General features: G+C 72.0%; 13 protein-coding genes and 1 pseudogene. 7 read left to right on the forward strand and 7 right to left on the reverse strand.

The window, feature by feature from the left end; translation table 11 throughout:
• Nucleotide 1 precedes the first annotated feature (1 nt).
• Both AB0D48_RS09595 and AB0D48_RS09600 read right to left on the reverse strand, forming a co-directional pair.
• Nucleotides 2–592 carry an N-acetylmuramoyl-L-alanine amidase gene (locus AB0D48_RS09595; RefSeq protein WP_362392757.1) on the reverse strand — a complete coding sequence of 197 codons (591 nt, stop codon included), beginning with the start codon at nucleotides 590–592 and terminating at the stop codon, nucleotides 2–4.
• A gap of 215 nt (nucleotides 593–807) precedes the next feature.
• Nucleotides 808–979 (reverse strand): annotated as a pseudogene (locus AB0D48_RS09600) (hemin transporter); the annotation flags it as partial.
• 197 nt (nucleotides 980–1176) lie between these two features.
• On the opposite strand from AB0D48_RS09600, the gene AB0D48_RS09605 reads away from it, so the two are divergent.
• From AB0D48_RS09605 to AB0D48_RS09620, 4 genes are all read left to right on the forward strand, one after another.
• On the forward strand, nucleotides 1177–2583 hold the full coding sequence (locus AB0D48_RS09605; protein ID WP_362392760.1) for a family 2B encapsulin nanocompartment shell protein: 1407 nt from the start codon (nucleotides 1177–1179) through the stop codon (nucleotides 2581–2583).
• Between the two features lie 5 nt (nucleotides 2584–2588).
• Nucleotides 2589–3632: a family 2 encapsulin nanocompartment cargo protein polyprenyl transferase gene (locus AB0D48_RS09610; protein ID WP_362393071.1), complete on the forward strand. Its 1044-nt coding sequence runs from the start codon at nucleotides 2589–2591 to the stop codon at nucleotides 3630–3632.
• Between the two features lie 122 nt (nucleotides 3633–3754).
• On the forward strand, nucleotides 3755–4354 hold the full coding sequence (locus AB0D48_RS09615; protein ID WP_362392763.1) for a GNAT family N-acetyltransferase: 600 nt from the start codon (nucleotides 3755–3757) through the stop codon (nucleotides 4352–4354).
• A 273-nt stretch (nucleotides 4355–4627) separates the two neighbouring features.
• A complete protein-coding gene (locus AB0D48_RS09620; protein ID WP_362392766.1) occupies nucleotides 4628–4828 on the forward strand; it encodes a hypothetical protein in 201 nt (66 codons plus the stop codon).
• Between the two features lie 6 nt (nucleotides 4829–4834).
• Here the strand turns inward: AB0D48_RS09620 and snpA are convergent, their stop codons facing one another.
• Entirely contained in the window at nucleotides 4835–5494 is a 660-nt protein-coding gene (gene snpA / locus AB0D48_RS09625; RefSeq protein ID WP_362392769.1) for a snapalysin, read from the reverse strand.
• A gap of 211 nt (nucleotides 5495–5705) precedes the next feature.
• Here snpA and AB0D48_RS09630 point away from each other — a divergent pair, with 211 nt between their 5' ends.
• The 3 genes from AB0D48_RS09630 to AB0D48_RS09640 all read left to right on the forward strand — a co-directional run bounded on the left by AB0D48_RS09630 (nucleotide 5706) and on the right by AB0D48_RS09640 (nucleotide 9493).
• The gene (locus tag AB0D48_RS09630) at nucleotides 5706–6641 is read left to right on the forward strand and encodes a LysR family transcriptional regulator (protein ID WP_362392772.1); all 936 of its coding nucleotides are present in this window, start codon (nucleotides 5706–5708) and stop codon (nucleotides 6639–6641) included.
• Between the two features lie 1033 nt (nucleotides 6642–7674).
• Nucleotides 7675–8607 carry a hypothetical protein gene (locus AB0D48_RS09635; protein WP_362392775.1) on the forward strand — a complete coding sequence of 311 codons (933 nt, stop codon included), beginning with the start codon at nucleotides 7675–7677 and terminating at the stop codon, nucleotides 8605–8607.
• A 1-nt stretch (nucleotide 8608) separates the two neighbouring features.
• Nucleotides 8609–9493, forward strand: coding sequence for a helix-turn-helix transcriptional regulator (locus AB0D48_RS09640; protein ID WP_362392778.1), 885 nt, complete (start codon nucleotides 8609–8611; stop codon nucleotides 9491–9493).
• Between the two features lie 166 nt (nucleotides 9494–9659).
• On the opposite strand, the gene AB0D48_RS09645 is transcribed toward AB0D48_RS09640, so the two are convergent.
• The 4 genes from AB0D48_RS09645 to AB0D48_RS09660 all read right to left on the reverse strand — a co-directional run bounded on the left by AB0D48_RS09645 (nucleotide 9660) and on the right by AB0D48_RS09660 (nucleotide 12810).
• A complete protein-coding gene (locus tag AB0D48_RS09645; protein ID WP_362392781.1) occupies nucleotides 9660–10220 on the reverse strand; it encodes a Clp protease N-terminal domain-containing protein in 561 nt (186 codons plus the stop codon).
• Nucleotides 10220–10429 carry a helix-turn-helix domain-containing protein gene (locus tag AB0D48_RS09650; protein ID WP_362392784.1) on the reverse strand — a complete coding sequence of 70 codons (210 nt, stop codon included), beginning with the start codon at nucleotides 10427–10429 and terminating at the stop codon, nucleotides 10220–10222. Before AB0D48_RS09650 ends, AB0D48_RS09645 begins: the two co-directional genes overlap by 1 nt.
• Before the next feature lie 62 nt (nucleotides 10430–10491).
• Nucleotides 10492–11454 (reverse strand): zinc-binding dehydrogenase, encoded by a 963-nt coding sequence (locus AB0D48_RS09655; protein ID WP_362392787.1) that lies wholly within the window; start codon nucleotides 11452–11454, stop codon nucleotides 10492–10494.
• Nucleotides 11455–11607: 153 nt separating this feature from the next.
• Nucleotides 11608–12810, reverse strand: coding sequence for an NADP-dependent malic enzyme (locus AB0D48_RS09660; protein ID WP_362392790.1), 1203 nt, complete (start codon nucleotides 12808–12810; stop codon nucleotides 11608–11610).
• Between the last annotated feature and the right edge of the window lie 324 nt (nucleotides 12811–13134).

The raw sequence follows: 13134 nt of genomic DNA on the forward strand, positions 1-13134 counted from the left end.
GTCACTTGAGGCGTTCGGTCACGCGTTCGCGCAGGGAGTTCATCGTGAACCCCTTGGGGTCGATCTTGCCGGGCTGCCATTCGAGGTGGCCGATCACCGAGCGGGCCGTCCAGGCGTGGACCCGGCAGACGGCCGCCGCCGCGCGGGTGATCGCGTCGAGCTGGACCGCCGGCCAGGGGTCCTTGCCGTCGCCGAGGTTCTCGCACTCGAAGCCGTAGAAGTGGCGGTTGCCGTCGGTTGTGGCCTCGTTGTCGGGCGGGAGCCGCTTCTCCGCGATCACCGCCGCCAGGACGTCGGCGTCCCCGGCGCCCGCGTGGTTGGCGCGGCCGTAGCCGACCAGGTGGACGCGGCCGTCCTTGGCGATCACGCCGTGGCAGAGCGGGCCGGGCAGGGCGGAGTCGCCGTCGCGGCAGAGCTGGACGGTGTGCGCGGTGCCCTGTGTGACGGTGTGGTGGATCATCACCCCGTGCACCGGCCCCCAGGGGCCCTTGTGGTTGCGGTTGTGGGTGCGCCAGGCGCCGACTTCGACGACGGTCAGACCCTCGCGCCGCAATGCGTTGACGAACCGGTCCGCGGACATGGGTGCGGCCATGGCCGCCTCCTTTACGGTGCGTGACGGACACGCAGTGTGCGCGTCTCGTTACACACCGGTTTAGCGGAGGCGGCGCTTCCGGGGCTAGGGCGTGATCCGGCCAGCCGTCATCGAGGTCCATCAGGCCCTCGCCGTCACCCGGCTCCGCCGCTTCCTCGTACCAGAACCGCGCCGACGCGTCGGCCGGCTTGTGCGTCAGGGCCCGGTGGTCGGTCCGGAGTCGGGACGCCGTCGGCCGGGGCGATGCGGAAGGTGGTGCAGTCCGCGGTCTCCTCCGCCCGGCCGGTGACGGTCCACTCGCGCCACACGTCCCCGGCGGCCACCCGCTGTCCGGCGTAGGCGCTCCTCGATGGTGATGAGGGCGCCCGCCATCAGCCAGTAGACCTCGGTGTGCAAATCAAGCCCCGTGCGCCGTCGGCGTGGCCGAAATGTGTGGGCCCAGAGGGGCTCGCGGGGAGGAGGTGGCCCGAGAGAGTGCCCCGTCCCCGGAGGGAGTAGTCCCACTCTTTTGTGTAATGGTCCCACCACGTTCCGTACTGAAAAGCTGACCCCGCAGATCCATGGAGTGATCGAAAGGGAAACAGATGTCGGTCCAGGCAGGTTCCGAGTCCGAGACCCAGACACCGCAGCGCAGTCTTGGGACATCGGCCGCGCGGAACTTGGCAACCACGACCAAGTCCGCGCCGCAGATGCAGGAGATCACCTCGCGGTGGCTGCTGAAGATGCTGCCGTGGGTCCCGGTGCAGGGCGGCACGTACCGGGTCAACCGCCGGCTGAGCTACACGGTCGGCGACGGACGCGTGGAGTTCATCAAGACCGGGACCCAGGTACAGGTGATCCCGGCCGAACTCGGTGAGCTCCGGCTGCTGCGCGACTACGAGGACCTCGACGTCCTCGGCGAACTCGCCCAGCGGTTCCAGCAGATCGACTTCGAGGCCGGCCAGGAGCTGACCTCCTTCGGCAGCCCTTCCGACCAGGTGTTCCTGCTCGCCCACGGCCGCATCGAACAGATCGGCCCGGGCCCCTACGGCGAGGACGCCGTGCTGCGGACCGTCGCCGACGGCGCCCACTTCGGCGAGGACGCCCTCGTCGACGAAGAGGCGATCTGGGAGTACACCGCCCGCGCCGCCACCTCCGGCACCGCGCTCGTCCTGTCCCGGCAGGACTTCCAGCTGCTCGCCGACCGTGCCGACTCGCTGCGCGCGCACGTGGAGCACGTACGGACGCAGCCCGCCCGGAACACCAACAAGTACGGCGAGGCCGCGATCGACCTCTCCGCCGGCCACCAGGGCGAGGCCGTGCTCCCCGGCACCTTCGTGGACTACGAGGCCCACCCGCGCGAGTACGAACTCTCCATTGCACAAACGGTCCTGCGGGTGCACACGCGCGTCGCCGACCTCTACAACCAGCCGATGAACCAGACCGAGCAGCAGTTGCGGCTCACGGTCGAGGCGCTGCGCGAGCGCCAGGAGCACGAGATGCTCAACAACCGCGACTTCGGCCTGCTCCACAACGCCGACTACGACCAGCGCATCCAGCCGCACGACGGCGCTCCCAGCCCCGACGACATGGACCAGCTGCTCAGCATGCGGCGCGGCTCCAAGCTCTTCCTCGCACACCCCAAGGCCATCGCCGCCTTCGGCCGCGAGTGCAACAAGCGCGGGCTGTACCCGGAGTCGGTGGACATCGGCGGCAACCGGGTGCCGGCCTGGCGCGGAGTGCCGATCTTCCCGAGCAACAAGATCCCGGTCAGTGACGCCCGCACCACGTCAATCCTGTGCATGCGTACGGGCGAGGACGAGCAGGGCGTGATCGGCCTGCACCAGCCCGGCATCCCGGACGAGATCGAGCCGAGCCTGTCGGTCCGCTTCATGGGGATCAGCGAGCAGGCGATCATCTCGTACCTGGTCACCGCCTACTTCTCCGCCGCGGTGCTGGTGCCGGACGCGCTCGGCGTGCTGGAGAACGTCGAGATCGGCCGCTGGCGCTGAGCGCGCTGAACGCCGCCCTGGCGACCGGAGAGGGCCAGGAGGCCGCGGCCCTGCTGGAACGAACGAGAGAAACGGTTTACCCGGAACTGCGCCGGACCGTCGAGAGCCTGCCCGGTTCGATGCGGCGCGTGGCGATGTACCACTTCGGCTGGGAGCAGGCCGACGGCACCCCGGCCTCGGGCAGTGCCGGGAAGGCCATCCGGCCGGCACTGGTGCTGGCCGCGGCCCAGGCGATGCGGGGGCCGGGCGGGCCGGTGGACGACACCGTCCGGGCGGCGGCCGCAGTGGAGCTGGCCCACAACTTCACGCTGCTGCACGACGACGTCATCGACAAGGACGTCCGGCGGCGCGGCCGGGCCACCGCCTGGACCGTCTTCGGGATACCGGACGCGATCATCACGGGCGACGCCATGATGGCGCTCGCTCTGCGGCTGCTCGCGGAGGACCCGCACCCGGCCTCGGCGGCGGCGTCGGCAAGGCTCGCGGCCTGTGTCATCGAGCTCTGCGCGGGCCAGCAGGCGGACTGCGCGTTCGAGCAGCGCCCGGACGTCCCGCTCGACGAGTGCCTGACCATGGCGACGGCCAAGACCGGGGCCCTGCTGGGCTGCGCCTGCGCGCTGGGCGCGCTGTACGCGGGCGCCGGACCGGACGAGGTCGACGCCATGGACGCCTTCGGGCGGGAGGCCGGCCTCGCCTTCCAGCTGATCGACGACCTGATCGGCATCTGGGGAGATCCGGGACACACCGGCAAGCCGGCCGGGGCCGATCTGCTCGCCCGCAAGAAGTCACTCCCGGTCGTGGCGGCCCTCACGTCGGGTACCGCGGCGGGGGAGGAGCTGGCGGCCCTGTATGCGGGTCCCATGACCGGGGACGACGTACACAAGGCGGCCGGGGCGGTGGACCGGGCGGGCGGTCGCGACTGGGCGCAGGCCCACGCCGCGGACCGGATGGGCCGGGCCGTGCAGCACCTGTCCCGGGCCGTACCGGACCTCGGGGCGGCGGGCGGACTGCTGGCGCTCGCGGAGTTCGTGACGCGCCGTACGCGGTGAACGCGTAGGGGGCGGGTAAGGCCTGTTCCGGCACCGGATGGTGCCGGAACAGGCCTTACCGCTTTCCCGGCCCAACTCTAAGATCACTCACGGTCGTTGACGCGAGTGAAGGGTGTGGACCAGTGGCGCTGGAGATACGTCAGGCGGATCAGTCGGACCGGGACGCGGTGGCGCGGCTCCTCGACGACGCCTTCCGCACCGACCCGGTGAGCAGCTGGGTCTTCCCGGACCCGGAGCACCGGGCCGCGGTGCACGGCAAGTTCCTGGGCGTGTTCGTGGACGTGGCGCTGGCCGAGGGCCGGATCGACTACGCCGTGGACGGCTCGGCGGCCGCGCTGTGGCTGCGGATCCCGGCGGGTGAGCCGGAGGGCGAGGACGAGATCCCGGCGAAGATGCGGGCGGTGGCCGACCCCGACAACGAGCGCTGCGAACTGGTGGGCCGACTCACGGGCGCCGTGCACCCGACGGCGGAGGAGCACGAGTACCTGCTGATGATCGCGGTGGCCCCGGGCAGGCAGGGGGAGGGGCTCGGCGGCGAGCTGATCCGGCCGGTGCTGGAGCGCTGCGACCGGGAGGGCGTGCCGGCGTACCTGGAGGCGAGCAGCGAGCGCAGCGGCCGTCTGTACGAGCGCCTCGGATTCGCGCACACGGGGACGCCGGTGCGGCTTCCCGACGGGCCGCTGATGTGGCCGATGTGGCGCAAGCCGCAGGGGATCGCGTAACCACTACACCGGAAGTGCTTTGTGTGACGCTCGCCGGACGGCTGGTCGATGGGATCGACGAGTTCGCTGCCGAGCAGTATCCGGTCTTCGCGGGCTCGGGCATCCCGATGTCCCGCCGGCTTGGCGATCCGCGAGCTGGAGCTGACCGACGTCAAGAGCTACGGCGGTGGCCGGGTCCTGACGACGTACACGCGGAAGCGCTGAGCGCGCAGAAAATGCTGAACGCCGGGGGCTGACCCCGCCGGGAGGGCGAAAGCGGCCTACCGTGTACGTATGGCCAGTGAAGAGCAGGAGCAGGCGCAGGAGACGGTCGCCCCGCAGGCCGGGCGCGAGCAGCGGATGTGCCCGGCCTGCGGGAGCCCCGTCGACACGGTGGTCAGGCGGCGCAAGTCCCTCGGTATCTTCGTACCGGAGTGGGCGCCGGGTCCCTGCCGGAACCCGGACTGCCCGCGGTACACACCTCCGGCGGGCTAGCCGGACCTAGCCCTTCGTCCCCAGGCCGGAGGCGACGAGACCGTTGGCCCACAGCTGGTTCACGCGCGCCCGCTCGGTGCTGTTCGGGGTCGCGTTCTGGCAGGAGGTGCCCGGACCGCCGCCCGACATCAGCTCGCTGCACGGGCCCGAGTAGTGGTCCGGCAGGCCCAGCACGTGGCCCGTCTCGTGCGCGGTCACCCGGGTGGAGTTGTACTGCTGGTTCTGCCGGTAGTCGAGGAAGATGTAACCCCGGCCGTGGCCGTCCGTGCTCGCGTACGAACCGCGGGAGTCGTTGCCCTCGCGGTACGAGAAGTTGCCGCCGGAGGACACCTCCTGCAGCTTGACGTTGCTCACCGAGCTGTTCCATATCTGCGTGGAGCGGGCTATCTGGGTGCGGAAGCTCGGCGCGTTGCGGGTGTTGTAGGTGACGGTGACGGCCAGGACGCCCGGGTTGGCGGCGCGCTGCTCGGCGACCGAGCGCTGCACGGCGTCGAAGAAGGCCTTGTTGGCGGCCTGGTTCTCCTGCGAGTTCTCGTACGCCGCGTAGCTCGAGGGACTGCCGGCGGGGGCGGTGGCGGCACTGGCGGTGGGGACGACGCCGCCGAGGGCGGCGGCCAGGCCGAGGCCGAGCGTGGTGGCCAGAACGGCCTTACGGGAGTGGCGCATGTGGGGGAGCTCCTACTCGTCCGGTGCGGTGGGGGGTGGGTCGTTCGTGACCGGAGTCTGCGGGAGCGGAAGTGGCCGGCGGATGATGTCATTCAGCGATAGCGCGGGCCTATCGGGAAGATTTCGACAGATCAACTGATGTGAGAATGGCGGGATTCGGGGGGCTATCGGCGGCTGGTGCGGTCCACGGGCCGCGGCCTACCCTCTGGGCATGGAGCTTGAGGTCAGGCACCTGCGCGCGCTGTGCGCCATCGCCGACGCCGGCAGCCTGCACAAGGCCGCCCGGCAGCTCGGCGTGAGCCAGCCCTCCCTGACGACCCAGCTGCGCCGCATCGAACGGGCCCTGGAAGGCGAGCTGTTCCTGCGTGAGCGGACCGGCTGCCGGCCCACACCTTTCGGCCGCACCGTCCTGGGCCGGGCCCGCCCGCTGCTCGCCGAGATGGCCGCGCTGGTGGCGGAGGCGCGGGCGCTGGCCCACGGGCCGCGGCTGCGGATCGGCTCCACGGCCAGCCGCGCGCTGCCGGGATGGCTCCGGCGGATCCACCGGCGGCTGCCCGACACCGAGACCTCGCTGGTGGTGGACGTGTCCGCAAACGCGCTGTTGCGGATGGTGGATTCCGGCCAGCTGGACGTGGCCTTCGTGCACGAGGTGGAGGGCAGCCCGCTGCGGGTGCCGGCCGGGCTTCAGCTGCACGTGCTGATGGAGCGGGAGCCGCAGTTCGTGTCGATGTCCCGGGACCATCCGGCTGCCGGGCAGTCGGTGGTGTCCTTACGGGACCTGGCCGCAGACCGCTGGATGGTGGACCCCTCGGTCGACGGCGAATGGGACGGTCTGCGGCGGGTCTTCGCCGGGGCCGGGCTGGACCCGCCGGTGCTGCACGCCGATTACCACACGGCGACCTCGCTGATCGTCTCCGGCGAGGCGGTGGCGCCCTGCCAGCCGACGTCCGGGCCGCGGGAAGACATGGCGATCCGGCCGCTGTCGGGGGACCCGCTGGCCGTACGGCTCCTCCTGGCGACCAGGCCGGGTGCGCATGCGGAGGTGTACGAGGACCTCCGCGCCGCCTATCGCGAGGCGGCCATGCGGACGCCGCCGTACCGGGCGTGGCTCCGGCACCATGCGAGCCCGCTGCTCGAAGCGGCGTAACCCGCGCGCATCCGTCTGCGCCGCCGGGGCTCCGCCCCGGGCCCCGCGCCTCAAGCGCCGGGGGGGCTGGGTTGCCCGGTGGGGCTGGGTTTGCCTGGTGGGGCTGAGGGATCGGCGCGCCGCCCCGGGCCCCGCGCCTCAAGCGCCGGCGGGTCTGGGTGGGCCCGGTGGGGCTGGAGTTGCGTGGCGGGGCTGAAAGATCGGGGCTCCGCCCCGGGCCTCACGCCTCAAGTGCCGGCGGGGCTGGGTTGCCCGGTGGGGCTGGGGTTGCGTGGTGGGGCTGAGGGATCGGGCGCTGTCCCGGGCCTCGCGCCTCAAGTGCCGGCGGGGCTGGGTTGCCCGGTGGGCTGGGTTTGCCCAGTGGGGCGGAAGGATCGGGGCTCCGACCCGTGTGCCGTGCCTCGGACTCCCCGGCTAGCGCTGGGAGGTGCCCCCGGACGTGGCTGGATTTGGTCGGGCCTGGATTGCCGCGCAGCGGCAATTTCAGCCTCGCCGGCGTTTGAGGCGCGGGTCCGGGCGGAGCCCGGGGAACGGAGGAAGGGCGGGGCGGGGAGAGGCTCCGCGCAGCGGCCCCGGCCCGGCCGGCACGACATGCGCGTTCGGTCGCAGGCCGGAGTCAGCGCGCCCTGGGCCACCGGAACGGTGCCGGCCGAGTCGGCGTGCCCTGGTTCCTCGGAACCGCCCCCGGCGGCGGCGGGCGCGGCCCCGGGCCCCGGTCCCGCGGCCGCCGCCGAGCCCCCGGTCCCGCGGCAGCGGCGGCGGGCCCGGAACCGCGCCCCCCGCCGCCCGGCCGATCCGCCTGGCCCCGCGCAAGCGGCGCGCCCGCTGCGAGGGCGAGCCGCCCGGTCCCGCGGCAGCGGCGCGGCCCCCGGCGGGGAACCGGCCGGCCCCACGCTGAGGCACGACACCGCGCACGGCCGATTTCGCTGGCGCGCTTGACTTCGCTCGACCGCGATATATCGTGTTCATCAGAAGACGCGATATGTTGCGTGCGTCGAGACCCGTCCGTGAGCGCACGAGGAGGATCAGCCCCATGGCAGAGCAGGCGTCCCAGTCGACGTGGCACATCGCCGAACCGCAGAAGCTCACCTTCGAGCAGCCGGTGACGGAGCTCTGCGTCCGCCTCGTGAGCGGCACGGTCAACGTGGTCGCCGCCGAGGAGGGACCGGCCCGGCTGGAGGTGACCGAGGTCGACGGACCGCCCCTGTACGTGGTGCAGGAGGGCGGCACCCTCACCCTCTCCTACGAGGACCTGCCCTGGAACGGCTCCCAGGGCTTCAAGAAGTGGTGGGAGACCAAGCCGTGGAAGGCCTGGTCCGGCAGTTCCCCCTTCGGCCGCAAGGCATGGGAGCGCAGCGCCGCCGTCACCCTGACCGTCCCGGCCGCCACCCAGGTGCAGCTGGCCACGGTCGACGCCACCTCCTTCGTCTCCGGGATCTCCGGCGGCACCGACGTCAACGGGGTCGCCGGCGACGCCACGCTGGTCGGCCTGTCGGGCAGGGTCAAGGCCCACACCGTCTCCGGCAGCGTCGAGGCCCAGTCCGTCACCGGCGACCTAGGCTTCCATTCGGTGTCCGGCGACCTGACTGTGGTCGACGGCGCGGGCGTGAGCGTACGGGCCGACTCGGTCAGCGGCGACATGCTCATCGACCTGGACCTCGGCCCAGAGGCTCCGCGCCCGGTGGACATCGCGCTGAACTCCGTCTCCGGTCAGGTCGCCATCCGGCTGCCCCACCCCGCCGATGCCCGCGTGGAGGCCAACACCGCCACCGGCGGCGTCTCCAACGCCTTCGAGGACCTGCGGGTCTCCGGTCAGCTGGGCGCCAAGCGGATCACCGGAACCCTCGGCTCCGGCACCGGCACCCTGAGGGCCACCACGGTCTCGGGCGCGATCGCACTGCTGCGCCGCCCGCAGGCCGACGCCGGTGCCGACGCCCCCCTCGACCTCGACAAGAAGGTGCTCTGACATGCCGCCCGTCTTTGCCCACGGCCGCCTCCGCCTCTACCTCCTCAAACTGCTGGACGAGGCTCCGCGCCACGGGTACGAGGTGATCCGTCTGCTGGAGGAGCGCTTCCAGGGGCTGTACGCGCCCTCCGCGGGCACGGTGTACCCGCGCCTGGCCAAGCTGGAGGCCGAGGGTCTGGTCACGTACGCGACCGAGGGCGGCCGCAAGGTGTACTCGATCACCGAGGCGGGCCGGGCCGAACTGGCCGACCGCAGCGGTGAACTCGCGGACCTGGAGCTGGAGATCCGCGACTCGGTCACCGAACTGGCCGCCGAGATCCGCGACGACGTCCGGGGCGCGGCGGGTGACCTGCGACGTGAGATGCGGGCGGCGGCCTCCGCGTCCTCGACCCGGGTCGAGGACGAGTCCTGGGCGGTGGCCAAGGAAGAGCTGCGCAAGGCGCGGAATGAGTGGAAGGAGCAGGCGCGGCGGGCGAAGGACGAGAGCCGCCGGGCCCGCGAGGAGGCTCAGCAGGCCCGCCGCCAGGCCAAGGAGGCCCAGGAGCGGGCGCGCGAGGAGGTCCAGCGCATAGCGAGCCAGCTCCAGGAGCAGTTCGCCAAGTCGGGCGGCGTGCTGAGCAGTCTGGCCGGAGCCTGGCTCGGCGGTTCCACCCCGGCCGAACCCACCACGTCCGGCACGCCCCTGATCGTGGACACGGACTGGGCCGAGGACCTGACGCCCTCGGGCGACGCGGCCCGCGACCTGGACCGGCTGCTGGACCGCTTCCGCGACGACGTCCGCGACGCGGCCCGTGACCACGGCGTGTCCCCGGCCCAGCTGGCCGAGGCGCGCGCCCACCTCGCGGCGGCGGCCTCCCGCCTCACCAGCACGCTCCACACGTCGTAAACCCTGCCGTCGAGTCCCGCCCGCCCCGCGACGCCCGCCGCCGCGCCCCGCCGCGTCGTCGGGGCACCCGAGTACGTTCAGTAGCCGGGAGCTCCTCCGCCTTGCGATGCGCGGCACCAGCCGCCGCGGGGCTCGGCCGGCAAGACCCGAAAGGGAAACGCCCGGCCTAGGCGGCCAGGCCCGACTCGGCCGTCCGGTAGGTGACTCCGTGGTCCGCCAGGACCTCGGAGACCGTCCCGGGGCGGGAGAGCAGGGCCAGCAGCAGGTGCAGGGTGCCGATGTGGCGGTCCTTGCGGCCCAGGGCGATGCGGAGGGACTGTTCCAGGGTCTTCTTCGAGCCCCGGGTGAAGGGCACGTGCCGGTTGTCCGGCTCCGGGCGGCCGAGGGCCGAACGGAGGGAGGCGCCCAGCGTGCGCTTGCGCGGGGCGGGGGCCGACAGGGCGCCTTCTCCGTGGGTCTCCTCGATGCGCGAAACGATCTCCGTGAGGTCGATGCCGAGTCCGGCCAGCGCCTCCTCGTCGGCCTTCGAAATTCCGCCCCGGCGACGGGCCGCCGCGAGGTCGGCGGTGACCGCGGCGCGGTCGGCGCCCAGGGGATCCAGGGCGCCCCGGGACAGCAGGGCGAGGACGAGGTGCTCCTCGGTGACCGTGGCGGCCCCGGCACGCCGGGCCTCGGCGACGGCGCCCGTCACGGTGGCGCGGGCCTCGGTCGTGAAACGTTCGAACATCAAAGCCTCCCGTGCTTCTTGTGCACGGCCTGCCGGCTGACGCCCAGCTGGGCCGCGATCTCCTGCCACGACCACCCCTGCGCGCGGGCACTGCGTACCTGTACGGCCTCCAGCTGCTCCAGCAGTCTCCGGAGGGCGGCCACGGCACGCAGGCCCACACGCGGGTCGCGGTCACCGGCCCGCTCGGCGAGATCGGTAGCTTCCGTCATGCGTGTCAATGTAGGTTGACGCGGGAGGGGTTGTCAACCTTTATTGACGTCAGCGGCGGAGCCTACGGAGTGAGCACGATCTTGCCGAAGAGGTCGCCCGACGCGAGCTTCTCGAAGCCCTCGCGCGCCCGGTCCAGCGGCAGCACCTCGTCGATGACCGGCCGCACCCCGGTGGTCGCGCAGAACGACAGCAGGTCCTCCAGTTCGTCCTTCGAGCCCATCGTCGAACCGACCACCTTCAGCTCCAGGAAGAAGATCCGGGTCAGCTCGGCGTGCGCCGGGCGGTCGCCGCTCGTGGCACCGGAGATGACCAGGGTCCCGCCCGGGCGCAGGGACTTCACCGAGTGCGACCAGGTGGCCGCACCGACCGTCTCGATCACCGCGTCGACCCGGTGCGGGAGCCGCGCGCCCGGCTCGTACGCCTCCACCGCGCCCAGCTCCACGGCGCGCTTGCGCTTGGCCTCGTCCCGGCTGGTGGCGAAGACGCGCAGGCCCGCCGCCTTGCCGAGGACGATGGCCGCGGTCGCGACCCCGCCGCCGGCGCCCTGGACGAGGACGGAGTCGCCGGGGCGGACCCCGGCGTTGGTGAACAGCATCCGGTACGCCGTCAGCCAGGCCGTCGGCAGACAGGCGGCCTCCTCGAACGAGAGCTCGGCGGGCTTGCGCAGGACGTTCCAGGCGGGGACGGTCACCTGCTCGGCGAAGGTCCCCTGGTAGCGCTCGGTCAGGATCGAGCGGGGCTCGTCCGGGCCGACCCCGTGGCCGCTCTGGCCGATCACGGAGTGCAGGACGACCTCGTTGCCGTCCTGGTCGATCCCGGCGGCGTCGCAGCCGAGGATCATCGGGAGTCTTTCCTGGCCGAGGCCGACCCCCCGCAGCGACCACAGGTCGTGGTGGTTGAGGGAGGCGGCCTTGACGTTCACGGTCACCCAGCCGGGCCGGACCTCGGGCGCCGGGCGCTCGCCCAGCTCAAGGCCGTTCAGGGGGTGGTCACGGTCGATTCGGGCGGCGTAGGCAGCGAACATGCCGCGACGCTACCGCTCGGTAGGGCAGGGTTCCAGCCCTTCCCTGACCACGGTGGTGAGGCCTTCGTCGCACCGGGGCCGAAGAAAGAGCAGGGGCCCGGCCGGATCGCTCCGGCCGGGCCCCTGCCCGTACAGCTCAGCGCAGCACAGCGGTCAGGCCAGGCGGGCCACGCCGTCGGCCTTCGCCGCCGCGGCGACGGCCGACGCCACGGCCTCGGCCACGCGCTCGTCGAACGGCGACGGGATCACGTAGTCCGCGGAGAGCTCGTCACCCACGACACCGGCGATGGCGTCGGCGGCGGCGATCTTCATGCCCTCGGTGATCCGGGTGGCGCGCACCTTGAGGGCGCCCGCGAAGATGCCGGGGAACGCCAGCACGTTGTTGATCTGGTTCGGGAAGTCCGAACGGCCCGTGGCCACGACCGCCGCGTACTTGTGCGCGACGTCCGGGTGGACCTCCGGGTTCGGGTTGGCCATGGCGAAGACGAACGCGTCCTTCGCCATCGAGGCCACCGCCTCCTCGGGGACCGTACCGCCGGAGACGCCGATGAAGACGTCCGCGCCCGCGAGGGCCTGCTCCAGCGAACCGGTCTGGCCCGTCTTGTTGGTGAGACCCGCGATCTCCGCCTTGACGTCCGTCAGGTCGGAGCGGTCGGCGGACACGACGCCCTTGCGGTCCGTCACGCACACGTCGCCGATGCCGGCGTCCACCAGGATCTTGGCGATGGCGATGCCCGCCGCGCCCGCGCCCGAGATGACGGCACGCAGGTCGCCGAGGGTGCGACCCGTGAGCTTCGCGGCGTTGCGCAGCGCGGCCAGCGTCACGATGGCCGTGCCGTGCTGGTCGTCGTGGAAGATCGGGATGTCGAGCGCCTCCTGCAGGCGGCGCTCGATCTCGAAGCAGCGGGGAGCGGAGATGTCCTCCAGGTTCACCCCGCCGAAGGACGGCGCGAGACGGATGACCGTCTCGATGATCTCGTCCGTGTCCTTGGTGGCGAGCGCGATCGGAACCGCGTCCACGCCGCCGAACTGCTTGAACAGGATCGCCTTGCCCTCCATCACGGGGAGGGAGGCCTCGGGGCCGATGTCACCGAGTCCGAGCACGGCCGTGCCGTCGGTGACGACGGCGACCACGTTCGACTTCCAGGTGTACTCGTTCACCAGCTCCGGCTGCTCGGCGATGGCGGTGCACACCTTCGCCACGCCGGGGGTGTACGCGAGGGAAAGGTCGTCCTTGTTGGTGACCGGCACCGTGGCCTGGATGGCCATCTTGCCGCCCCGGTGCAGCGCGAACACCGCGTCCGGGTTGTTGTCCGTCACGCTGTCACTGCGAGGGTTGAAGATCTCCGCTGCCACTGTGTGTGACCCCTTAAGTCCTTTGAATCGTTGAGGGTGGCCACTCCTGGTTAAGGGGTGGGCGGGCACCGCGTCCGTACTCCGCATCGACGGTTGGCCCGTCTCCGCGAAGGGGAGGTTCGTACGCGCGGGCGCGCCGCACGCGCGCCCTGAGCCCCGGATGAGGGGTGTAAGGATCTGTTCTACCGGATGAACGCTCACCCAGACGAGTCGATTCCTGCTCGACCATAGGCTGCATGTCCTGGTTTTGGCTAAAAGTCCAAACGTCTCTGTCCAATGGGCGAGACGTGCCGCAAATAGTGAGCCCAAAGTGCCTGGTCGCAG

The sequence above is a fragment of the Streptomyces sp. NPDC048269 genome, assembly GCF_040652395.1.
Lineage (GTDB): Bacteria > Actinomycetota > Actinomycetes > Streptomycetales > Streptomycetaceae > Streptomyces.